General features: G+C 72.5%; 20 protein-coding genes. 10 read left to right on the top strand and 10 right to left on the bottom strand.

What is annotated here, in order from left to right; translation table 11 throughout:
• Positions 1-11: 11 nt before the first annotated feature.
• The 7 genes from ASC67_RS09250 to ASC67_RS09220 form a co-directional block, all read right to left on the bottom strand.
• Positions 12-1,493 carry a VWA domain-containing protein gene (locus tag ASC67_RS09250; protein ID WP_056318461.1) on the bottom strand — a complete coding sequence of 494 codons (1,482 nt, stop codon included), beginning with the start codon at positions 1,491-1,493 and terminating at the stop codon, positions 12-14.
• A gap of 15 nt (positions 1,494-1,508) precedes the next feature.
• The gene (locus tag ASC67_RS09245) at positions 1,509-2,906 is read right to left on the bottom strand and encodes an AAA family ATPase (protein WP_056318455.1); all 1,398 of its coding nucleotides are present in this window, start codon (positions 2,904-2,906) and stop codon (positions 1,509-1,511) included.
• A gap of 22 nt (positions 2,907-2,928) precedes the next feature.
• Entirely contained in the window at positions 2,929-4,245 is a 1,317-nt protein-coding gene (locus tag ASC67_RS09240; RefSeq protein WP_056318452.1) for a hypothetical protein, read from the bottom strand.
• A gap of 128 nt (positions 4,246-4,373) precedes the next feature.
• Positions 4,374-4,976: a YceI family protein gene (locus tag ASC67_RS09235; protein ID WP_056318449.1), complete on the bottom strand. Its 603-nt coding sequence runs from the start codon at positions 4,974-4,976 to the stop codon at positions 4,374-4,376.
• A gap of 53 nt (positions 4,977-5,029) precedes the next feature.
• Positions 5,030-5,605: a YceI family protein gene (locus tag ASC67_RS09230; RefSeq protein ID WP_056318444.1), complete on the bottom strand. Its 576-nt coding sequence runs from the start codon at positions 5,603-5,605 to the stop codon at positions 5,030-5,032.
• A gap of 64 nt (positions 5,606-5,669) precedes the next feature.
• A complete protein-coding gene (locus ASC67_RS09225) occupies positions 5,670-6,260 on the bottom strand; it encodes a YceI family protein (protein WP_056318441.1) in 591 nt (196 codons plus the stop codon).
• Positions 6,261-6,291: 31 nt separating this feature from the next.
• A complete protein-coding gene (locus ASC67_RS09220; RefSeq protein WP_056318438.1) occupies positions 6,292-6,852 on the bottom strand; it encodes a cytochrome b in 561 nt (186 codons plus the stop codon).
• A 193-nt stretch (positions 6,853-7,045) separates the two neighbouring features.
• On the opposite strand from ASC67_RS09220, the gene ASC67_RS09215 reads away from it, so the two are divergent.
• Positions 7,046-8,128 carry a phospholipase A gene (locus ASC67_RS09215; protein WP_056318435.1) on the top strand — a complete coding sequence of 361 codons (1,083 nt, stop codon included), beginning with the start codon at positions 7,046-7,048 and terminating at the stop codon, positions 8,126-8,128.
• A gap of 96 nt (positions 8,129-8,224) precedes the next feature.
• On the opposite strand, the gene ASC67_RS09210 is transcribed toward ASC67_RS09215, so the two are convergent.
• Both ASC67_RS09210 and ASC67_RS09205 read right to left on the bottom strand, forming a co-directional pair.
• The gene (locus ASC67_RS09210; RefSeq protein WP_056318432.1) at positions 8,225-9,103 is read right to left on the bottom strand and encodes an NUDIX hydrolase family protein; all 879 of its coding nucleotides are present in this window, start codon (positions 9,101-9,103) and stop codon (positions 8,225-8,227) included.
• Positions 9,104-9,125: 22 nt separating this feature from the next.
• Entirely contained in the window at positions 9,126-12,686 is a 3,561-nt protein-coding gene (locus tag ASC67_RS09205) for an indolepyruvate ferredoxin oxidoreductase family protein (RefSeq protein WP_056318429.1), read from the bottom strand.
• A gap of 204 nt (positions 12,687-12,890) precedes the next feature.
• Here ASC67_RS09205 and ASC67_RS09200 point away from each other — a divergent pair, with 204 nt between their 5' ends.
• The 5 genes from ASC67_RS09200 to ASC67_RS09180 all read left to right on the top strand — a co-directional run bounded on the left by ASC67_RS09200 (position 12,891) and on the right by ASC67_RS09180 (position 15,792).
• The gene (locus ASC67_RS09200; protein ID WP_200946878.1) at positions 12,891-13,484 is read left to right on the top strand and encodes an Lrp/AsnC family transcriptional regulator; all 594 of its coding nucleotides are present in this window, start codon (positions 12,891-12,893) and stop codon (positions 13,482-13,484) included.
• 176 nt (positions 13,485-13,660) lie between these two features.
• A complete protein-coding gene (locus ASC67_RS09195; protein WP_056318427.1) occupies positions 13,661-14,023 on the top strand; it encodes a DUF1304 domain-containing protein in 363 nt (120 codons plus the stop codon).
• Entirely contained in the window at positions 14,020-14,565 is a 546-nt protein-coding gene (locus ASC67_RS09190) for an MOSC domain-containing protein (RefSeq protein WP_235566280.1), read from the top strand. The genes ASC67_RS09195 and ASC67_RS09190 overlap by 4 nt, the downstream gene beginning before the upstream one ends.
• Positions 14,566-14,623: 58 nt before the next feature.
• Entirely contained in the window at positions 14,624-15,040 is a 417-nt protein-coding gene (locus ASC67_RS20900; protein ID WP_056318424.1) for a hypothetical protein, read from the top strand.
• 41 nt (positions 15,041-15,081) lie between these two features.
• Positions 15,082-15,792 (top strand): hypothetical protein, encoded by a 711-nt coding sequence (locus ASC67_RS09180; RefSeq protein ID WP_056318421.1) that lies wholly within the window; start codon positions 15,082-15,084, stop codon positions 15,790-15,792.
• A gap of 19 nt (positions 15,793-15,811) precedes the next feature.
• On the opposite strand, the gene ASC67_RS21195 is transcribed toward ASC67_RS09180, so the two are convergent.
• Complete coding sequence (locus ASC67_RS21195; RefSeq protein WP_056318419.1) at positions 15,812-17,305, bottom strand: diguanylate cyclase domain-containing protein; 1,494 nt, start codon at positions 17,303-17,305, stop codon at positions 15,812-15,814.
• A 154-nt stretch (positions 17,306-17,459) separates the two neighbouring features.
• Here ASC67_RS21195 and ASC67_RS09170 point away from each other — a divergent pair, with 154 nt between their 5' ends.
• The 4 genes from ASC67_RS09170 (at position 17,460) to ASC67_RS09155 (ending at position 22,103) form a co-directional block, all read left to right on the top strand.
• Positions 17,460-18,692 (top strand): PAS domain-containing sensor histidine kinase, encoded by a 1,233-nt coding sequence (locus ASC67_RS09170; RefSeq protein ID WP_056318417.1) that lies wholly within the window; start codon positions 17,460-17,462, stop codon positions 18,690-18,692.
• Entirely contained in the window at positions 18,689-19,369 is a 681-nt protein-coding gene (locus ASC67_RS09165; RefSeq protein ID WP_036235314.1) for a response regulator transcription factor, read from the top strand. The genes ASC67_RS09170 and ASC67_RS09165 overlap by 4 nt, the downstream gene beginning before the upstream one ends.
• 137 nt (positions 19,370-19,506) lie before the next feature.
• Positions 19,507-20,862, top strand: coding sequence for an MBL fold metallo-hydrolase RNA specificity domain-containing protein (locus tag ASC67_RS09160; protein WP_056318413.1), 1,356 nt, complete (start codon positions 19,507-19,509; stop codon positions 20,860-20,862).
• Entirely contained in the window at positions 20,859-22,103 is a 1,245-nt protein-coding gene (locus ASC67_RS09155) for a DUF4010 domain-containing protein (RefSeq protein WP_056318410.1), read from the top strand. The genes ASC67_RS09160 and ASC67_RS09155 overlap by 4 nt, the downstream gene beginning before the upstream one ends.
• Positions 22,104-22,105: the final 2 nt, after the last annotated feature.

The raw sequence follows: 22,105 nt of genomic DNA, 5'->3' as shown, positions 1-22,105 counted from the left end.
TCCGGGCGGGCTCAGACCTGCAGGTTGCGCTTCGCGCGTTCGCTCAGCGCGTTGGGGAAGTAGAGCGCCGTGAGGCTCTTGCTGTGCACCGGCGAGTGGCCGTCGGCGTAGGCGCTCCGCGGGTCCGGCGCGTAGCGGCGCCAGTCGCGCACCCAGTGGATGGCGTCGCAGACCTCCAGCAGGCCCATGGTCTCGCGGTCGCCGACCAGCACGCCCTGCACGCGCAGGCCGTGGTGCTGCCGTGCGGTGTCGAGCAGCGCCAGCGTGGCCGGCGTGCAGCCGAACTCGCCGTCGCTGACCAGCAGCAGGTCGGCCTGTCGCCATGGCGCCTGATGGACCGCAGTCACCGCGTGTGCAAGAGGGGCGGCCAGGTCGGTGCCGCCGTCGAAGGCCTGGCCGATGAAGTCGAGCAGCGCGTCCAGCCCGGTCGGCGTCAGCGCCAGTTCGTGCATCAGCAGCTCGCCGGCGCCGCCGAAGGCGATCAGCCGGCAGGGCCGCCGCTCGCGGTGCGCGGTGCGCGCCGCCTGCAGCACCACCGCCTTGGCCAGTTGCTCCGGCGCGCCGCGCATCGACCCCGAGGTGTCGATGCACACCAGCATCGGGCCGCGCTCCATCGGGGGCTGCTCGACCTGCGGCGCCGCGCGCAGGGGCGTGGCGCCGCCCGGTCGCTGGTCGAACAGCACGGCCTCTTCGTCCCACACCATCAGCCGCGCCTCGGCCAGCCGCGCGCGCCACAGCTTGTGCAGCAGCGGGTGGCGCAGCTGCGCCGCCTCGGACGGCAGCATGCGTGCCAGGTTGCGCCCCGGGCGCACGCCGAGGATCTCGCCCGGCGCGTCGGGCAGGCGCGTCTCGACCAGGTGGCCGAGCACGCGCGCGCGGCCGGGCACGCTGGGTGCCGGCTGCGGCGGCGCCTCGCGCGGCAGGCCTCGGCCGAGCGCGGCGATCAGCGCCACCAGCGCCGGGTTGCGCGTCAGCAGCGCCGCCAGTTGCTGGGCCTCGTGCCACTCGTGCCGCGCGAGCCGGCCGTGCAGCGCGTCCCGGCGCAGTGTCGCGAGCTCGCCCAGGTCCTGCAGCAGCGCGAGCAGGTGCTCCCAGTCGGCGCGCAGCAGGGTCCACTCGGCGCGGAAGGCTTCCACCATCTCGGCGATCGCGGCGTCGCGCGGCGCGTCGGCCGGCCGGTCGATCAACCGGTCGAGATGCCACAGCGCCGTGCGCAGCACCTGCTGGGCCGCGGCCGGCACGCCACGCGCCAGGTCGTGCAGGCCCAGCTCGCCGATCGCCTGCCGCAGCGGCCGCAGCGCCTCGGGATCGGCGAAATCGAGCGCGGCGGCGGGCAGCTCGCCGGCCTCCAGCGCGCAGAGCCAGCCGTGCACATGCTCCAGCCGTGCCTCGCTGCGACCCACCGCGCTGATCAGCGTCGGCAGCCACAGCTCGCGCGGCAGGGCGTCGAGCCGGTCGTAGGGCCGATCGACGGCCGCGAGGCGCGGGTCCATGCGGGCCTCGGATCCTCAGGCCGCGGCCGCTTCGCTCCAGCGCACCGGTGCAGGCGCCGCGCCGGCGGCGGTGTCATCGACCGGCAGCGCCGCGAAGTCGGCCCGCACCGCCTGCAGCCGTGCAACCAGCACGTCCATCGTCTGCACCGAGGCCGCGTGGGCCGCCGCGATCCGTGCCGCCAGGGCCGGCGGCAGCCACAGCGCCTGGCGCAGGGCCTCGTCCATCGCCGCGGCGCGGGTGCGCAGCGGCTGAAGGTGGACATCGGCGCGCGCCAGCAGCTCGTCGAGCTGCGCCACCCGGGCGGCGATGTGGCGCGCACCGTAGCGCGGCTGCATCCGCGCCTCCAGCGACGCCGTCACCAGCCGGGCCACGCCGGGGCCCTGTTCCACGCCGCCGATCGCATGGGCCAGCGCCATCTTGCCGCTTTCGCCGTCGTCCTGGCGCGGCTGGCACTCGATGCCGAACTGCTGCTCGAAGGCCTCGATCGCACGCGTGAGCCACGCGGCCTCGAGCGGCTGCGCGCCGAGCAGCGTCGCGTGCACCCAGTCGGTCAGCGCGCCGAGCTGGGCCGGCTGCTCGGCCAGGCAGTACGGCAGCAGCCACAGGTCGATGCGCGACACCGCGCTGCGTCCGCTGCTCGCCGCGGCGGTTTTCAGCAGCCCGACGGTCTGGCGCCAACGGCGGTCCGACACCGTGATCGCCTGCTCGCGCACGAAGCGGCGAGCTTCCGCCAGCGCGTCCAGCACCTCGCTCTCCATCGCCACCGCGTCGCGCGCCACGGCCAGGCCTTTGCGCTCGGCGGGCGTGATCGGCCGGGCGGCGTCCGGCACGGCGTCGTCCAGCGTCAGCAGTGCAGCGAAGCCGGCATCGCTGACCGGCCGCACCGGCACGCGCAGCAGGAAACGGTCGTAGAAGGCCTGCAGCGATTCTTCGGCCGGCACCTCGTTGGTCGCGCCGACCACGCACACCAGTGGGGTGTGCAGGCGCTCGCGGCCGTTGTCGAACTCGCGCTCGTTCAGCAGCGTCAGCAGCGCGTTCAGGATCGCCGAGTTGGCCTTGAACACCTCATCGAGGAAGGCGATGCCGGCGGTCGGCAGGTAACCCTCGGTCAGGCGCTCGTAGCGGTCGTCCTCCAGCGCCTTCAACGACAGCGGGCCGAACAGCTCTTCCGGCACCGAGAAGCGCGTCAGCAGCCGCTCGAACCAGCGCGCACCGTCGAAGGCGTGCTGCAACCGCCGCGCCAACGCGCTCTTCGCGGTGCCGGGCGGGCCGATCAGCAGCACGTGCTCGCCGGCCAGGGCGGCCAGCAGCGCGAGCCGCACCGCGTCCTCGCGCTCGAGCAGGCCGTGTTCGAGCCGGGTGATCAGCGCGCGCAGCCGCGCCGGGTCGAGAGCAAGGGCGTTGGCATCCATGGCCCCATTCTGACGGTGGTGCTCAGCGGCCGAGCACGCCGCGCAGCAGATCGAGCGCGCCGGGCTTCTTCTTGTCCTCGGCCGGTTGCGGCGAGGCGGGCGTGCTGCCGCCCTCGCCCTTCATCACGTCGCCCATCGAGGGCATGCCCGGCATCGCGGTGGTCATCGACTTGATGCGCAGCTTCACCGCCCACTGCGGTTCCCACACCGCCTTGGGGTCGGCCGGGCGCGGCGGGTGCGCGAGGTTGAGCTCGGGGCCGTAGGCGATCAGCCGCAGGAAGGAGCCTTCGGCCGGCAGCACGCCCTTGGGCACGGTGCAGCGGGTGGTCGACGGCGCGAGCAGCACGCGTTCCTTGACCCAGCGCTCGACCGCCGAATTGGTCTGGTAGTCGAACAGGCCGAAGCCGGTGTCGGGCAGCTCGCTCGAGGTCCAGATCACCATCTCGCTGGCGCCGTCGGCCTGCTCGCCCTTGCCGGCGAAGGCGCCGGCGAAGTAGCCGCGCGCGGTCGGCAGCGCATTCCATTCGAGGGCGGTGGCGCCGGCCTTGTCGGCGGTGGTCAGCGCGAGTGCGGGCATCAGGTCGGTGGCGGCAGCGATCGCGAACTTGAAGCCTTCGGGCACACCCTGGCCCTTGAACTCGTGCTCGCCGACCAGCGAGCCGCCGTCGGGCACGCGCTTGCCCTCGCTCGGGTTGGGCCAGTGCGGCCGGCCGGTGGCGCTGTGCGCGCCGCGCTGCGTGGCGCGGCGGGAGATGAAGAACTTGGCCACGTCCTCGGGCTTGAGCTTGGCCACGTCGAGCACGCGCGGCTGGCCGGCGCGCACGGTGTCGCCACAGCCCCAGTACAGCAGCAGCCGGCCCTTGGGCTTCTCGGACGGCTCCTCGACGCGCTCGTCGCCATCGTCGCCGGGCGCCGGCTTCGCGTCCTTCGGTGACAGCAGCTTGAGCACCGGACCGATCTGCAGCCCGGGCGGGACCGCCTGCGTGCCCTCGGCCAGCTGCGGGTTGGCGCGCGTCGCGAGCGTGACGTCCACGTAGCGGCCACCGCTGCCGCCGGATTGCGTCGACAGGAAGGGCACGTTGCTGCCGCCGCCCACACCGAACAGGCCGCCCAGCGCCGACAACGGGTTGTTGCCGCCGCCGGCGCCGATGCCGCCGAGACCGGCCCCCATGCCGCTGAAGGTGGCGACGTCGATCCAGGCCTGCGCGACCGGTGGCTTCGACGGCCCCTTGGCGGGCGGTTGCTGGGCGACGGCTGCGACGCTGCACAGCACCAGCGCGACAGCGATCGGAACGGGCCGCCGGCGCGGGCCGCGGCAGGGGGTGGCTGGGGTCGTCATGGCGGAGATCCTCGCAAGGGGCAGGGCGCAGGCGCGGGGTGCGTGGCGCGGTCGCGATGTTCTCGCGAGTGTGCGACTTTGGCCCTCCCACCGTCGAGGGGGGCGCCCTGCAGCAGGACCGGCCCGATTCAGGGCGCCGGATCGCCGCGCACGCCTTCCACCTGCACCCGCAGCGTCACCTCGTCCCGCACGAAGGGCAGGCCGTAGTCGATGCCGAAGTCGCTGCGCCTCAAGCGACCCTCGAAGTCACCGCCGCAGACTTCGCGCTGCAGCACCGGATGGCGGTAGCACGCGAAGCGGACGGCGGTGAGCGTCAGGCCGCGGCTCACGCCGCGCAGCGTCAGCTCGCCGCGCAGCTCCGTGAGCCGGTCGGCGTCGAAGCGCAGGTCGCGCGAGACGAACCAGGCGGTCGGGTGCTCGGTGGTGGACAGCAGTTCGCCGTCGCGCAGGTGCCTGTCGAACATCGCGAGGCCGGTGCTGACCGCGGCCATCGGGATCGTCACGCCGATCTCGCCGCGGCCCGCGCTGCGGTCGAGGCTGACGCTGCCCTCGGCCGGCCCCAGCCGCCCGCGGATCGTCGAGGTGCCGAAGTGCGACAGCTCGAACTGCACCCAGCTGTGCGCCGGGTCGAGCGTGTAGCGCGCCGGTTCGGCCGCCGCTGGCGTGGCCACGAGGGCCAGACCCGCCAGCAGGAGGGTGAAGCAGGCGACAGCGGCGGTCAGGACACGCATGCGCCGATTGTGCGCAAGAGCGGGGGCCGTGCGCGGTCCCCGCCGTACCTTACTTACTGCTTGACGGCCTCGATCTGCACCGTCAGGCGCACGCTGTCGGGGATGTTCGGCAGGCCGTAGCCCATGCCGTACTGGCTGCGCAGGATCGTGGTCTCGAAGTCGCCGCCGCAGACCTCGCGCTTGAGGCGCGGGTTCTCGTAGCAGTTGAAGTTGGCCGCCTTCAGCGTGACCGGGTTGCTCTTGCCCAGCAGCGTGAGCGTGCCGCTCACCTCGCTCACCTTGTCGCCGGCGAAGCTGAACTTGTCGGACGTGAACTTCGCGGTCGGGAACTCGGCCGCGTTGAAGAAGTCCTTGCCGCTCAGGTGGGTGTTGAACCCCGCCACGCCGGTGTTGATGGAGGCCATGTCGATGGTGATGTCGACCTTGCCGGTCTTGCCGGCCCGGTCGAACGCCACCGTGCCTTCCTTCTTGTCGAAGCGGCCGCGCGCGGTGGAGGTGCCGAAGTGCAGCACCTCGAAGGTCACGAAGGTGTGGCCGGGATCGATCGCGTAGCTCGCGCTCTGGGCCTGGGCCGCACCGGCGAAGCAGGCGAGGACGGTGGCGGCGGCGGCGAGAAGTTGCTTCTTCATTCTGGGGTCCTGAAAGGGGAGGGTTGAGGAACGGTCGGAAAGGAGGACGCGGAGGGCGCGCCGGTCACAGCGCGCCCACGCCGGTCAGCGCGAGCTTGAACTTCACCTGCACTTCGTCGGCGACCATCGAGGTGTCGCCCCAGTCGCCGGCGCCGATCTTGAATTCCAGGCGCTTGATGGCGAAGGCGCCGGTGGCGGTGCTGGTGCCGCCGGCCTGTGTCAGCGTGACCGGCACCAGCACGTCGCGGCTGCTGCCCTTGATCGCGAGCTTGCCGGCCACCTCGAACTTGCCGCCGCCCAGCGACTTGATCGCGGACGACTGGAAGGTCGCCTGCGGGAACTTGGCCGTGTCGAACCAGTCGCCCTTCTTCATCTCGGCATCGGTGTCGCGGTCGCCGATCGTGGCGCTGCCGGTGTCGATCGCGAAGGCGATCTTGCCGGTCTCGGGCTTCTTCGGATCGAAGGCGACCTGGGCATCGAACTTCTTGAACTGGCCCTGCACCGGCACGCCCATCTGCTTGCTGACGAAGCCGATCTCGCTCTGCGCGGGCAGCAGCTTCGCGACGGGGGTCTGGGCTCGCACCGGGAGCGCCATGGTCACCAGGGTGGCGGCGGCCAGCGCCACCAGGGGGAGGGGAAAGCGGCTTCGGATCATGCAGGGTCCTCGGGGTCGATCGATCGGTCCATCAGGCGCGGCCCGGCCGCATGCGGGTCAGCAGGCCGTCGCGGTCGATGAAATGGTGCTTCAGTGCGGCCGCCACGTGCAGCACCACCAGCGCCAGCAGCGTGTAGGCCAGGATCGCGTGGAAGGGCTTGACCAGCTTGGCCAGTTCCTTGTCGACCGGCACGAAGTCGGGCAGCGGCAGCACGCCGAACCACACGATCGGGAAGCCGGCCATCGAGCTGTACGCCCAGCCGACCAGCGGCACCGCGAAGAACAGCAGGTACATCAGGTGGTGGGTCGCGTGATAGGCCCGCAGCTGCCACGACGGCATCGCGGTGACGATCGTCGCCGGCAGCGCCGGGGGGCGGTGAGTCAGGCGCCACAGCAGGCGCAGCAAGGACAGCGTGAGGATGGTGACGCCGGCCCACTTGTGCCAGTTGTAGAACTTCAGGCGCTGCGGCGAGAACGGCAGGTCGCTCATGTACCAGCCGAAGCCCATGCTGCCCAGGATGGCCAGCGCCAGCAGCCAGTGCAGGGCGATCGCGGTGCCGGTGTAGCGGGGACTGACGGTCGGTGTGCTCATGCGGGAAGCGGGGCGTCGAAGTGCACGGACTGTAGTGAGTGTTTGAGCCCCGCAAGTTCACAGGGCTTGTCGCGATACTTCAAAAAATGCAAGAGTTTGATGCGGCAAGCCCCGCGGCACCGCCGGGACGAGGGCTGTCCCGCAGAATCGGCCGGCCCTGCCGACCCGAACCGAACCGCGAAGCCGACCCCCGATGAAGTTGACCGCATTGACCGTCCTGCTGCCGGCCTTGACCTGCGCTGCCGCGCTGGCACAGGACGAGGCGCCGCAGACGCTGGCCGACTGCGCGGCGCTCACCGACGACGGCCTGCGCCTGGCCTGCTACGACCGCCTGGCGGGCCGCGATGCCGCAGTGGTGCCGGCGGTGCCGGCGGGTCGCACGCCCGACGTCGTGTCGCGGCCGGCGGCGCCCATCGCCGGAACCGGCCTGCAGGGCCCGCCGACGCCGTCGCCGAGTTTCCTGTCCAAGTACTGGGAACTCGACGAGGCCGACAAGCGTGGCACCTTCAACTTCACCGGCTACCGGCCTAACTTCCTGCTGCCGGTGCACGTGACCACCCGCATCAACACCCACCCGACCAGCCCGGCGCCGGGGCACAGCGCGCAGCTGGCCGACTACAAGAAGATCGAGGCCAAGTTCCAGCTTTCGCTGCGGACCAAGGTCGCGCAGAACGTGCTGCTGCCCGGCGCCGACCTCTGGGTCGGCTACACGCAGCAGTCGCTCTGGCAGCTCTACAACAAGGGCGATTCCGCGCCCTTCCGCAGCAGCGACTACGAGCCGGAGGTGATGTACGTCGTGCCGGTGCCCGAGGGCCTGCGTGCGCTGCCCTGGGGCTGGCAGTGGCGCTACGGCATGGTCGCCTTCGCCCACCAGTCGAACGGGCAGACCGTGCCCCTGTCGCGCAGCTGGAACCGCTTCTATGCCGGCGCGGGTTTCGAGCGCGACGACGTGTCGATCACGATGCGCCTGAACCGCCGCGTGAGCGAGGACGCCAGCGACGACGACAACCCCGACCTCACCAGCTACCGCGGCCGCGGCGACATCACGCTGAACTGGACACCCGGGCGCGCCACCACCGCGCTGCTGTGGCGCACCAACTTCCGCGACTTCAAGCGCGGCGCGGTGCAGCTCGACTGGACCTACCCGGTCGACCCGTCCAGCCCGCGCGCACTGCGCTGGTACGTGCAACTCTTCAGCGGCTACGGCGAGACGCTGCTCGACTACAACTTCCGCCAGACCAGCCTCGGGCTGGGGCTCACGCTGTTCGAGTTCTGAGCACCCCCAGGGCCGGTCTGCGCCCAGCCCGCCCCCCGCGGGGGTCAAGGAAACCTGGGGCGGCCCGACGTTTCCTTGAGAGCGCGCCGCGCCTGCTCAGTCCGGCATCGCGCCGAACAGCCCGGCCGCGCGCGCCGTGAGCGCGGCATGCTCGTGCGCGTCGACCAGCCTCCAGCGCAGCGCGAAATCCAGCGTCACCAGCGCGGCATCGACCGTCATCGTGTCGCCGGCCGCCAGTTCCAGCGCCTCCGCCACCGGCAGCAACTGCAGTTCGGCGACCTCGCCGTCCTGGTTGCGCGGCTGCAGGCCGGCCGGCAGCGCCAGGTCGTAGACGAACACCTGCTCGCGCTGCAGGCCGTGGCCGGCGCAGTCGGGCAGCGTGCGCCGCAGGTCGATGACCCGGCCGCGCGTGGCCCGGCGCACGAGGTCGGCGGCCAGGCCCGCTTCTTCCCAGCCTTCGCGCACCAGCGTCTCGAACGGCGTCTGGCCGTGCGGCACGCCACCGCCGATCAGGTTGTCGAACTTGCCTGCGTCGGTGGGCTTGTGCGGCGAGCGCCGGGCGATCCACAGGTGGCTCGGGCGGCCATCGGGGCCGGCGACGTAGCCGTTGGCATGCGCGCCGAAGGTCAGCGTGCCCCAGAAGCGCGCCGCCGCGCGCTCGATCAGCGCGAGCGCCGGCGCGCCGTAGACCGGCACGATGGCGTAGGTCTCGTCGCGCCAGCCGGTGACCAGGCCGCACTCGCGCAGCGCCGCGTGCGTGACGGCGAACGCGGCGTCGAGCGCCTCGTCGCGCAGCGCGGTGCTCAGCCGCCCGTCGTGCACCTCCAGCCAGGGTGCCTGCGCCTGCAGCGCCGCGAGCGCACCGCGGGCCACCGAGCCCACCGGCTGACCGCCCAGGTGGAAGGGCAGGCGCGAGTGCGCGTCGTGCCGTTGTGCGTCTTCGATCGCCGCGAATGGCTGCGGCCGGACCGACATGCCCGCGAGTCCTCTGGCGCGCTCAGGCCGCCGTGCGTTGCGCCGGCCCGGCACGCCACTGCACCATCAGGCCGCTCCACTTCGCCCGTGCGGCTACCAGGTGCCGGGCCTTCACGTGGCCGTAGCCGCGGATGTCCTCCGGGATCGCCGCGATCTCGACCGCCAGCGCGAGCCGCTGCGGGTCCAGCGTTGCCAGCAACTCGTCGATGCAGGCGCGGTACTCGTCGATCAGCGCGCGCTCGGTGCGGCGCTCCTCGGTCCGGCCGAAGGGATCGAAACCGGTGCCGCGCAGGCCCTTGAGCCGTGCGAGCAGCCGGAAGGCGCTCAGCATCCACGGGCCGTAGCGCCGCTTCAGCGGCTCGCCCCGGGCGTTCTTCTTCGCCAGCCCCGGCGGCGCCAGGTGGTAGCCCAGCTTCACCTCGCCGTCGAACTGCGCGGCGATCTTCGCGTGGAAGGCCGGGTCGACGTGCAGGCGCGCCACCTCGTACTCGTCCTTGTAGGCCATCAGCTTGAACAGGTAGCGCGCCACCGTCTCGGCGAGCCGGGTCGACTTCAGCGGCGCCTCGGCGGCGCGCACCTTGTCGACGAAGGCGCGGTAGGTCTGCGCGTAGGCCGCGTTCTGGTAGCCGGTGAGGAAGTCGACGCGCGTGGCCAGCAGCTCGTCCAGCGCGGGCTTCTTCACGAAGGCGATCACCTGCGCCGTGGCGGTGAGGGCCTGCACCGCGGCCAGGTCGTGGGCGGCACGCCGGCCCCAGGCGAACGCGGCCTTGTTCAGCTCGACCTGCACGCCGTTGAGCTCGATCGCGCGCAGCAGCGCAGCCTGGCTCAGCGGCACCCAGCCCTTCTGCCACGCATAGCCCAGCATCAGCGGGTTGGTGTAGATCGCATCGCCCAGCAACGCGGTCGCCAACCGGTCGGCGTCGAACCTGCCCACCTGCGCGGCGCCGCCACAGGCCTGCTCGATCACCGTCTCGCAGCGGCCGCCCTGGAACTGCCAGTCGGGGTTGCCGACGAAGGCGGCGGTCGGCGCACCGTGGGTGTTCAGCGCCACGTGGGTGCGGCCCTCGCGCATCACTGCGAGCGTGTCCTTCTTGGCCGCGACGATCGGGTCGCAGGCGATCACCAGGTCGGCCTCGGCGGTGCCGACCCTGGTGCAGTAGATGGCCTCGGGCCGGTTGGCGATCTGGATGTGGCTCCAGGTCGCGCCGCCCTTCTGCGCCAGCCCGGCGGCGTCCTGCGTCACGATGCCCTTGCCTTCGAGGTGGGCCGCCATGCCCAGCAGCTGGCCGATCGTGATGACACCGGTGCCGCCGACGCCGGCGACCACGATGCCCCAGGCGGTCTCGGCCACCGGCAGCACCGGCTCCGGCAGCGGTGGGCCGCGGTGCGGGTCGTGCGAGGCGTCGCGCTGCGGCTTCTTCGGCGTGCCGCCGGTCACCGTCACGAAGCTCGGGCAGAAGCCCTTCAGGCAGGAGTAGTCCTTGTTGCAGCTGCTCTGGTTGATGCGGCGCTTGCGGCCGAACGGCGTCTCCACCGGCTCGACCGACAGGCAGTTGCTCTGCACCGAGCAGTCGCCGCAGCCCTCGCACACCAGCTCGTTGATCACCACCGTCTCGGCCGGCGTGGCCATCGTGCCGCGCTTGCGGCGGCGCCGCTTCTCGGTGGCGCAGGTCTGGTCGTAGATGAGGATGGTGCAGCCGGGCAGCTCGCGCAACTCGCGCTGCACCGCGTCGAGCTCGTCGCGGTGCTTCACCGTCACGCCCGGCGCGAGGCCGGTGACGCCGTCGTACTTGCGCGGCTCGTCGGTCACGACGACGATGCGCTTCGCGCCCTCGGCGTCGAGTTCGCGCGTCATCTCGGGCACGTGCAGCGTGCCGTCGACCGGCTGGCCGCCGGTCATCGCGACTGCGTCGTTGAACAGGATCTTGTAGGTGATGTTCACCTTCGCCGCGATGCTCTGGCGCACCGCCAGCAGGCCCGAGTGGTAGTAGGTGCCGTCGCCGAGGTTGGCGAACACGTGGCGGTCGGTGGTGAACGGCGCCTGACCGACCCAGCTCACGCCCTCGCCGCCCATCTGAGAGAAGGTGGTGGTGCTGCGGTCCATCCACACCGTCATGTAGTGGCAGCCGATGCCGGCCACCGCGCGCGAGCCCTCGGGCACGCGCGTGCTGGTGTTGTGCGGGCAACCGCTGCAGAACCACGGTGCGCGATCGCCGGTGTCCTGCGTGTTCGCGGCCAGCGCGCGCTCCTTCGCGTCGATCAGCGCCAGCCGCGCCTCGACGTGAGCGCGCGTGTCGCCATCGAGCCCGCCGAGCTTGAGCAGCCGCTTGCCGATCGCGCGGGCGATGATCGCCGGCGTCAGGTCGGCCTGGGCGCGCAGCAGCCAGTTGCCGCTGGGGTTGGGCTGGCTCCACTCGCCGCCCGACAGGTCGCCCTCCGATTCGTCGAACTTGCCCAGCACGTTGGGCCGCACGTCGGCACGCCAGTTGTAGAGCTCTTCCTTCAGCTGGTACTCGATGACCTGGCGCTTCTCCTCGATCACCAGGATCTCCTGCAGCCCGGTGGCGAACTCGCGCGTGATCGTGGCCTCCAGCGGCCACACCACGCCCACCTTGTGCAGGCGGATGCCGAGGCGGCGGCAGGCCGCGTCGTCGAGGCCCAGGTCGTGCAGCGCCTGGCGCGTGTCGTTGTAGGCCTTGCCGCTGGCGATCAGCCCGAGCCGCGCGTGCGGCGAGTCGATCACCGTGTGGTTGAGCCGGTTCGCGCGCACGTAGGCCAGCGCCGCGTACCACTTGTGGTTCATCAGCCGCGCTTCCTGCTCCAGCGGCGCGTCGGGCCAGCGGATGTGCAGGCCGCCGGCGGGCATCGGGAAATCCTCCGGCAGCACGATGTTCACGCGATCGGGGTCGACCGAGATCGACGCGGACGACTCCACCACTTCCTGGATGGTCTTCATGCCCGCCCACACACCGGAGAAGCGGCTCATCGCGAAGGCGTGCAGCCCCATGTCGAGGATCTCCTGCACGCTCGCCGGGAAGAACAGCGGCAGCCCGCAGGCCTTGAAGATGTGGTCGCTCTGGTGCGCGGCGGTGCTGCTCTTGGCGATGTGGTCGTCGCCGGCGATCGCGATCACGCCGCCGTGCTTCGCGGTGCCCGCCATGTTGGCGTGCTTGAAGACATCGGAGCAGCGGTCCACGCCCGGGCCCTTGCCGTACCAGATGCCGAACACGCCGTCGTGCTTCCTGCTCTGCGGGTACAGGGCGAGTTGCTGGGTGCCCCACACCGCGGTCGCGGCCAGTTCCTCGTTGACGCCCGGCTGGAACACCACCTGGTGGGCCGCGAGGTGCTTCTTCGCCGCCCACAGCGCCTGGTCGTAGCCGCCCAGCGGCGAGCCGCGGTAGCCGCTGACGAAGCCCGCGGTGTCCAGTCCGGCGGCGGCATCGCGCTGCTGCTGCAGCATCGGCAGCCGCACCAGCGCCTGCACGCCGCTCATGAAGGCCTGCCCGGTTTCGAGGGCGTATTTGTCGTCGAGCGTGACCGTCTCGAGGGCGAGACGGATCGACTCGGGAAGGGGCGCGTTCATGGCGTCGAGGCTCCAGCTGGCGGCGGGGAGGGTGCTGCGGCCCCGGGCGCTCGTGACGCCCGGAGCCGCACGCCGCTGCCGGCGCGGTCACCGGCGGCGTTGCGGCCAGTGTAGGCAAAGCGTGGGGGGATGTCTTTTCTTTGTGTGCCCTCTGGGGCATGCTTGCGGCAACGTTGTTGCTCAAAGAAGCTCAGAAAGAAAGAAATGGCATCGAAAAAGCCGACTTCAGGGCAAACCCGAATCGCCCGATCGCTGGCCCGGCCGGCGCCCGCGGAGGCCCTGGCGGACCCGGCGAGCGGCGATGCGCCGCACGCCGCGCTCGACCGCTACGACGTCGCGATCCTCGGCGCGCTGCAGCAGGACGCGCGCCTGTCGAACGCCGAGCTGGCGGCGCGCATCGGCCTGTCGACCGCGCCGACCTGGCGGCGCGTGAAGTGGCTGGAGACGCAGGGCTACATCCGCGGCTACCGCGCCGAGATCGACCGCCGCAAGATCGGCCTGGGCGTGCTGGCCTTCGTGCGCGTCGACGCCGAGCGCAACACCGCCGCGGCCACGCGCGCGCTGGAGGAGGCGATCCGCCGCATCCCGCAGGTCATCGCCTGCCACTACATCAGCGGCTCGGGCACCTTCGAACTGCAGGTGATGACGACCGACCTGGACGCCTTCTCCGCGCTCGCGCTGGAGACGCTGCTGAACCTGCCCAACTTCAAGGACCTGCACACCAGCTTCTCGCTCGGCGAGGTGAAGGCCGGCGCCGCGCTGCCGCTGCAGCACCTGGAGCGCGCCGGGCGCCACTGAGCACCCCCAGGGCCGGGCTGCGCCCAGCCCGCCCCCCGCGGCTCTCAAGGAAACTTGGGGCGGCCCGGCGTTTCCTTGAGAGCCGATCGCCGGCGCGCCCGCCGCGCGGCATCATCGGGCCGCGTGCGGCCCCGGCCGGCGTACCGGTCTGCCACCCTTCTTCAGGAGACGCACTCATGGCCCTGCTCGCCGACACCGTGGTGGCGCTTGTCGCGCTGCTGCACGTCTACATCCTCGTGCTGGAGATGTTCCTGTGGGACAAGCCGGCCGGCTGGCGCGCCTTCGGACAGACACCGCAAGCGGCGGCGGCGTCCAAGGTGCTGGCCGCGAACCAGGGGCTCTACAACGGCTTCCTCGCCGCCGGCCTGTTCTGGGGCCTGAGCCTGGGCGCCGCCGGCAGCGGCGTGAAGGTCTTCTTCCTGCTGTGCGTGCTGGTCGCGGGGCTTTACGGCGCAGCCACCGCCAGCCGCAAGATCCTCTACGTGCAGGCGCTGCCGGCGGCGGTCGGGCTGGCGCTGCTGTGGCTGGCCGGCCGGTGAGCGAAGCGGCCGCGGCGTCGCTGGCCCCGTCGCTGCGCGAGCTGACGCGACGCCACGCGCAACCGGGACGGCTCGACGCCATCCTGCTGCGCCCGCAGCGTCGCGCGACGGTGCAGTCGGTGGCGTCCGTGCAGGCGCTCGCCGGCCTCGGTTTGCAGGGTGATCGCAGCGCGGCGGGGCGCGGCCTCGGCGGCAAGCGCCAGGTCACGCTGCTGCAGGCCGAACACCTGCCGGTCATCGCCGCACTGGCGGGACGGCCGGTGACGACGGCGGACGCGCTGCGCCGCAACCTCGTGGTGTCGGGCCTGAACCTGCTGGCTGCGCGCACGCTGTTCCGCGACCAGCCGCTGCGCCTGCGCATCGGCGCCGACGTGTTGATCGAAGTCTCCGGGCCGTGCGAACCCTGCTCGCGCATGGAGGAGGCCCTCGGTCCCGGCGGCTACAACGCGGTGCGGGGCCATGGCGGCGTCACCGCGCGGGTGCTGGTCGGTGGCATGCTGCGCCTGGGCGACGCGGTGGTGTGCGAGCTCGCCCCGACCTGAACGGGCGCCGATGCGGCGCCCGCCCGCACGCGGACGACGACCATCGAGGAGGATGCCCATGTTTCCCTGGTTCTGGCTCCACTGGGCACCGCAACTTCACTTTCCGCTGAGCGGCGCGGTCACGCAGGACCTCTTCAGCGGAATCCGCCCGACGGCCGGCGACGCCGACATCGAGCGCGCGGTGTTCGACGTCGCCAGCTACGGCAAGCAGCTCGGCTGGCTGAGCGAGGTGGTGCTCGGACAGCAGCCCGACGCCCCGCCCGAGCACGCGGCGCAGGCGCAGGCCGCGCTGCAATGCCTGCGGACGCTGGCCGCCGAGGTGGAGACGATCAAGGACCGGCAGCGGCGGGAGCGGCGCGAGGCGGCGTCGGCGGCTGTCGAGGCCTTGGCGCAAAGCGATCCCGAGGCGCTGGCAGCGCTGCTCGCCCGCCACGCACCGCGGCCTGCGGTCCCGGCGCCGCGGCGCAGCAGGTAGGCGCGAGGACCACTTCGCCCATGGCGTACTAAGCTCTGGGCATGTCTCGTTCCCTGCCTGCCTTTCTGTGTGCGCTCGGCCTGGCCGCCCTGGCGTGGCCCGGCATCGTGGCCGCGGCGCCACCGACCGCCGCGCTGCCGCAGCGCAACCTGCTGGTCGAGGTGCGCCAGGGCGACGAGTCCAGCTTCACCGCCAGTGGCGGCGGCCTGCGCTCGGGGGCGGTGACGGTCGGGCCCGACGGCCAGGTGTCCGGCCGCGCTGGCGTCACGCTCGAATCGCGCAGCGGCGACAGATCGAGCGACGCGCAGCACCGGCTGCTCGTGCTCAACGGCGGGCAGGGCCTGCTGAACGTCGGCGCGTCGGTGCCGCTGACCTGGCTGGAAGTGGTGTGGACGCCCGGCGGCCCCGGCGCGATCGCCGGCAGCAGCTATGTCGACACCGGGCGCAGCGTCGCGGTGCGGCCGCGCTGGCCCGGCGGCGGTTCACCGGTCACGGTGGAGGTTCGCACCGAGGCCAGTGCGCTGGCTTCGGGTGGCATGTCCTCGCGCTACGACTTCCGGGGCCAGCCGCAGCCCGAGGGCAGCATCGACCGCGCCGGCCTGCTGACCACGGTGCAACTGCCGCTCGGCGAGTGGGTCACCGTCGCCAGCGACGGCGGCAGCGAGCGCCGCAGTGAACGTGGCGTGCTGTCCAGCGCCGAGATCGCGCGCGAGCGGCGCTACGTGGTGCAGATGCGCGTCACGCTGCCCTGATCGCATGGGCCCGCCGCGCTCAGCCCGCGGTGTCGACGGCCAGCCGGGCCCGGCCGCCACGCTTGGCCTCGTAGAGCGCGGCGTCCGCCGCGTCGGCGAGCGTGCCGGGCTCGATCGACTTGCCCGCCACCCGCGCGGCCACGCCGATGCTCAGCGTCACCACGCCGGCCGTCGGCGAGGCCAGGTGCTCGATCGCGGCATTGTTCAGCGCCTGCAGGCAGCGCTGCGCGACGGCGCGCGCGCCGTCGATCGGCGTGCCCGGCAGCAGCACCGCGAACTCCTCGCCGCCGTAGCGTGCCACGATCTCGCCGCCGCGCCGGACGCAGGCGGTGATGACCTCGGCCACGCGACGCAGGCACTCGTCGCCGGCGGGGTGGCCGTAGCGGTCGTTGTAGAGCTTGAAGTGGTCGATGTCGATCATCAGCAGCGCCAGCGGCTGGCGCGCCCGCGCGCTGCGCGACCACTCGCGTGCCAGGCAGTCGTCGAAGTGGCGCCGATTGCCCACCCCGGTCAGCGCATCGGTCGTCGACAGCTGCTGCAGCCGCGCATGGGCCAGCTCGATCTCGGCCTCGGCCTCCTTGCGGCGTGTCACGTCGCGGTGCGTGCCGACCACGCGCAGCGGATGCCCGGCCGCGCTGCGGTCGACGACCACCGCATGGCTCTGCACCCAAATCCAGTGGCCCGCGCGGTGCCGCATGCGGTGCTCGCACTGGAAGGCCGGCGCGCTACCGCCCAGGTGGGCCTGCAGCGCGGCCAGCACCTGGGGCCAGTCGTCGGGATGGATCAGCGTGCGCCAGTCGGTGGTGCGCGGCCCGGCCTCGTCGGCGGCATGGCCCAGCATCTCGCGCTCGCGCGCGTTCGCGGTCCAGGCGCTGGTGGGCACGTCCATGTCCCAGAGGCCGAGGTTGCCGCCGCGCAGCACCAGGTCCAGCAGCTCCGCGCTGCGCTGCCGCTCGCGCTGCGCCTCGGCGGTGGCCTGTGCCAGTTCGATCGCCTGCTGCTGCGCCACGCGCGTGCGCTCGCGCAGCGCTAGCAGCGCCGCGGTCTGCCGCGCCAGGGCCCGCAGCGCCGTGGCCTGGGCCGGCGCCAGCACGCGCGGCTGCGTGTCGATCACGCACACCGTGCCCATCGGCAGCCCGCCCTCCACGAGGATGGGCGCACCGGCATAGAAGCGGATGTGCGGCGGCCCGGTGACCAGTGGGTTGTCGGCGAAGCGCGGGTCGGCGTGGGCGTCGGGGATCGTGAACACCGTGTCCGGCTGCAGCAGGGCATGGTCGCAGAAGGCCAGGTCGCGCGGGGTTTCCTGCGCGTCGAGACCGACGCGGGCCTTGAACCACTGGCGCTCGGCGTCGACCAGCGAGATCAGCGCGATCGGCGTGCCGCAAAGCTGCGAGGCCAGCGCCACGATGTCGTCGTAGGCGCCCTCGGGCAGGCTGTCGAGGATCTCGAAGCGGCGCAGGTGGGCCACACGATCGGCGTCGTTCTTGGCGCGGGCGGCAGGAACAGCGGGCATCTCGACGGTCGGCCGGGGGCCGGAGCATCACGTCGATCGAGGATAGCCCCAGACGTGGCGCCTGTCGGCAAGCTCTTGCAACACCGCGCGGGCAGGCGGGCAAACCCTTGCGGCCCGCTTCGATCGGTGGCACACGGCTTGCGCCACGTCGCGCATGCACGTCTGTTCGCACGAACCTGCCGCCCTGCTGCCCGCCCCGGCGTCGCCGCGGGCAGTGCCGCGCCACGACGGCACGCCGTGGCAGGACCGTCTCACGCTGCTGCTCGAATCGACCGGCGACGGCATCTTCGGCATCGACATCGACGGCTGCTGCACCTTCGTGAACCGCGCCGCCGCCCAGTCCCTGGGCTACCGCACCGAAGAGGTGCTCGGCCGCAACATGCACGCGCTGATTCATCACTCGCACGGCGACGGCGCGCACTACCCCGAGGCCGACTGCCCGATCTTCAACGCCTTCCGTCGCGGGCTGCCGTGCCGCATCGACCACGAGGTGCTGTGGCGCGCCGACGGCAGCCCCTTCCAGGCCGAGTACTCGTCCTATCCCATCGTCGAGGCCGGCGTGGTGGTGGGTGCGGTGGTCACCTTCGTCGACATCACCGCGCGCAAGCAGGCCGAGGAGCAGCTGGTGCGCGCCAAGCGCGAACTCGAACGCACGAATGACCGGCTGGAGCAGCGCGTCGCCGAGCGCACCCGCGCGCTGAGCGACGCGCTCGCGCAGCGACGCCAGCTCTCGGCCTACCTGGAGACGGTGCGAGAAGAGGAGCGCACCCGCATCGCGCGCGAGATCCACGACGAGCTCGGCTCGCTGCTGGTGGCCCTGAAGATGGATGTCAACTGGCTCGAGAAGCGCGTCACCGACCGCCTGCCGCTGGCCGCCAAGTGCGAAGGCATGGGGGCGCTGATCGACACCGCGGTCGACAAGGTCGGTCGCATCATCACCGACCTGCGGCCCAGCATCCTCGACCACCAGGGCCTGTGGGCCGCGCTGGAGTGGCAGGCCCAGGAGTGGCTGGAGAGCGCCGAGCTGGAGGCCGACATCCAGGTCCACGTGGCCGCCGGCGTCGCGCCGCCCGAGGGCGGGCTGGCGATCGCGGTGTTCCGCATCTTCCAGGAGCTGCTGTCGAACATCGCGCGCCACGCGAAGGCACGGCGCGTCGGCATCCGCATCGCGGTCGATGCGCCGCCCGCGCCGGTGCTCTACCTCGACGTGCGCGACGACGGCGTCGGCACCACCCCCGAGGCGTTGAACGACCCGCGCAGCTACGGCGTGATGGGCATGCGCGAGCGCGCGGCGCACTTCGGCGGGCGCCTCACGATCGACAGTGCGCCCGGCCAGGGCACGCTGGTGCGGCTGGTGATGCCGCTCGCGCTCGAGGAGCGGCCATGATCCGCGTGGTCATCTGCGACGACCATGTGATCGTGCGCCAGGGCATCAAGCAGATCCTGGCCGACGCCGGCGACATCGCGCTGGCCGGCGAGGCCGGCAACGGCCCCGATGCGATGGCCCTGGTGCGTGCCGGCGCCGCCGCCGGCACGCCGCCCGATGTGGTGCTGCTCGACATCGCGATGCCGCAGCGTGACGGGCTCGACGTGCTGAAGTCGCTGAAGGCCGAGTTCCCCAGGCTGCCGGTCCTCATGCTCAGCACCTATCCCGACCGGCAGTACGCGGTGCGCAGCCTCAAGCTCGGCGCGGCCGGCTACCTGAACAAGAGCGCCGACAGCGAGCAGATGATCGACGCCATCCGCAGGGTGGCGCAGGGCAAGCTCTTCATCACGCCCAGCGTCGCCGAGCAGCTGGCGGGCGCGGTGGGGGCCGGTATCGGCAGCAGGAAGGGTGGCGTCGGCGACGACGAAGCGCCGCTGCACGAGCGCCTGTCGCACCGCGAGTACCAGGTGTTCGGTCTGCTCGCCGCCGGCAAGAGCGTCGGCGAGATCGCCGAGCAGCTGGTGCTGTCGTCCAACACGGTGAGCACCTACCGCGCCCGCATCCTCGAGAAGACCGGCGTGCGCAACGACGTGGAGCTGGCGCTGTACGCGGTGCGGCAGGAGCTGATGCAGGTGTGACGGCGCGCGGCCGAGCGGCCGGCGACGGAGCGTGAGCTTGATCCAGGTCAGCCGCCAGCGAGTCGTGGCGCCGTTGCGCGCCGGCTGTGCCAGAGTGCAGTGTGTCCGATGCACCGGCCCGCGGGCCACCGACACGCATGAAGCTCACCTTCCTCGGCGCTGCCGACACCGTCACCGGCTCGAAGCACCTGGTCGAGATGGGCGGCGCGCGCGTGCTGCTCGACTGCGGCCTGTTCCAGGGCTACAAGACGCTGCGCGAGCGCAACTGGGCGCCGCTGGCGGTGCTGCCGGCGCAGATCGACGCGGTCGTGCTGAGCCACGCCCACCTCGACCACTGCGGTTGGCTGCCGGTGCTGGTGAAGCAGGGCTTCAAGGGCCCGGTGTACGCCTCTGCCGCCACGCGCGACCTCGCCGAGGTGCTGCTGCTCGACAGCGCCCACCTGCAGGAGGAGGACGCGCGCCGCGCCAACCGCGGCGGCTGGTCGCGCCACGCGCCGGCCCTGCCGCTGTACGGCGTGGCCGACGCCAAGCGCGCCATCGCCCGCATCGGCGTGGCCCCGGCCGGGCGCGGGGTGCGCGTCGGCGATGCCCGCATCGAGTTCACGCCCGCCGGCCACCTGCTGGGGGCGATGTCGGTGAGCGTGCGCGCGAACGGCCGCACGCTGGTGTTCTCGGGCGATCTCGGTCGCGGCGACGACCTGCTGATGCCCGCGCCGGGCCGCGTGGCGCAGGCCGACGTGCTGCTGATCGAGTCGACCTACGGCAACCGCCGCCATCCGCGCGACGACGTGCAGGCGCACCTGGGCGAGATCGTCCGCGCCACGGTGCGGCGCGGCGGCAGCGTACTGCTGCCCTCGTTCGCCGTCGGCCGTGCGCAGGCGCTGCTGCTCGTGCTGCAGCGGCTCAAGGCGGCCGGCGAGCTGCCGGCCGACCTGCCGGTGTTCCTGGACAGCCCGATGGCGACCACCGCGACCGTGCTCTACCAGCGCCACCGCAAGCTGCTGCGCATCACGCCCCGCGAGGCCGCCACGCTGACCGACGACGTGACGCTGGTCGCCGGGCCCGAGGCGTCCGAGCGCCTGACGCGCCAGCGCTGGCCCAAGGTCATCATCTCGGCCAGCGGCATGGCCACCGGCGGGCGCGTGCTGCACCACCTGAAGGCGCTGGCGCCGAACCCGCGCAACCACATCGTGTTCCCCGGCTTCCAGGTCGGCGGCACGCGCGGCGCGGCGCTGGTGGGCGGTGCGCGCGAGGTCAAGATCCACGGCGAGTACATCGCGGTGAAGGCCACCGTGAGCCACCTCGAGGGCATCTCCGGCCATGCCGATGCCGACGGGCTGATGGACTGGCTGCGCGGCTTCGAGTCGCCTCCTGAGCGCTGTTTCGTGGTCCACGGCGAGCCGGCGGCGGCCGACACGCTGCGGCTGCGCATCCAGGACGAGCTGGGCTGGCGCGTGTCGGTCCCGGAACACGGCGCGGCGCTGGACCTGTGAGCGGGGTCACGCTGCCGGACGGCACCCTCGGGCTCGCGGTGGCGCTCGGCGCCGGCCTGCTGATCGGCATCGAACGCGAGCGCCGCAAGGGCCGTGGCGCCGACCGCGAGGCCGCGGGCCTGCGCAGCTTTGCCGTCGCGGCCGCCACTGGGGGCCTGGCCCAGTGGTTGCCGGTGCCGGGGCTGGTGATCGCCGGCGCCTTGCTGGTGGCCGGGCTGGCCGCGCTGTCGTATGCGAAGAGCCGTTCTCGCGACCCGGGCCTGACCACCGAGCTGGCGCTGTTCACCACCTACCTGATCGGCGTCCAGTCGGTCCTCTCGCCGGCGCTCGGGGCGGCCTGTGGTGCCGGCCTGGCAGTGCTGCTGGCGGCGCGCGAGCGCCTGCACCGCTTCGCGACCCAACTGCTCAGCGAGCAGGAACTGCACGATGGCCTGCTGCTGACGGCGCTGGCGCTGATCGTGCTGCCCCTGATCCCGGCGCGCCCGCTCGATGTGCTGGGCGGGATCGATCCCCGCCCGCTGGCCGCGCTGGTGCTGCTGATCCTGGCGATGCAGGCCGCCGGACAGGTCGCGCTGCGCGCGCTGGGGCCGCGCGGTGGCGTGCTGGCGGCCGGGCTGGTGTCGGGCTTCGTGTCCAGCACCGCCACGGTGGCCTCGCTCGGCGGACGGGCTCGTGAGCGGCCCGAGCAGGCGGTGTTGCTGGCCGGTGGCGCGGCGCTGTCCGGCGTGGCCACCTGGCTGCAGGCGCTGCTGATCAGTGCCCTGCTGTCGCCGCCGGCCGCGGCGGCCCTGCTGCTGCCCGCGCTGGCCGGCGCGGCGGGCGCGCTGGCGGTCGGGCTGCTGTCGCTGCGCACGGCCGGGGCGCTGCACGAACCCCCGACGGGCCCGCCGCGCAGCGCGCTGCGACCGCGAGAAGCCCTCGCGGTGGCACTGACGCTCGGCGTCGTCGCGCTGCTGGTGGGCAACGCGCAGCGTCATTACGGCGATGTCGGCCTCGAGCTGAGCGTGGTGCTTGCTGCGCTGGTCGATGCGCATGCGCCGGTCGCGTCGCTGGCCGCGCTGCACGCGGCGGGCGAACTGCCGACCGAGACCTTGCTGCACGGCGTGCTGCTCGCCGTCAGCGCCAACACGCTGACGCGCTGCGGTGTGGCGGTGGTGGCCGGGGGCCGCGCCTATGCGCTGCGCGTCGCGCTGGCGCTGATCGTCAGCCTGGCGCTCGCCTGGGCTGTCGCGTGGTGGTGAGC

Origin of the sequence: Methylibium sp. Root1272, from assembly GCF_001425905.1 — a bacterium.
In the GTDB taxonomy this organism is placed as follows: Bacteria; Pseudomonadota; Gammaproteobacteria; order Burkholderiales; family Burkholderiaceae_C; genus Methylibium.
This window is presented reverse-complemented; position numbering and strand designations above follow the sequence as displayed.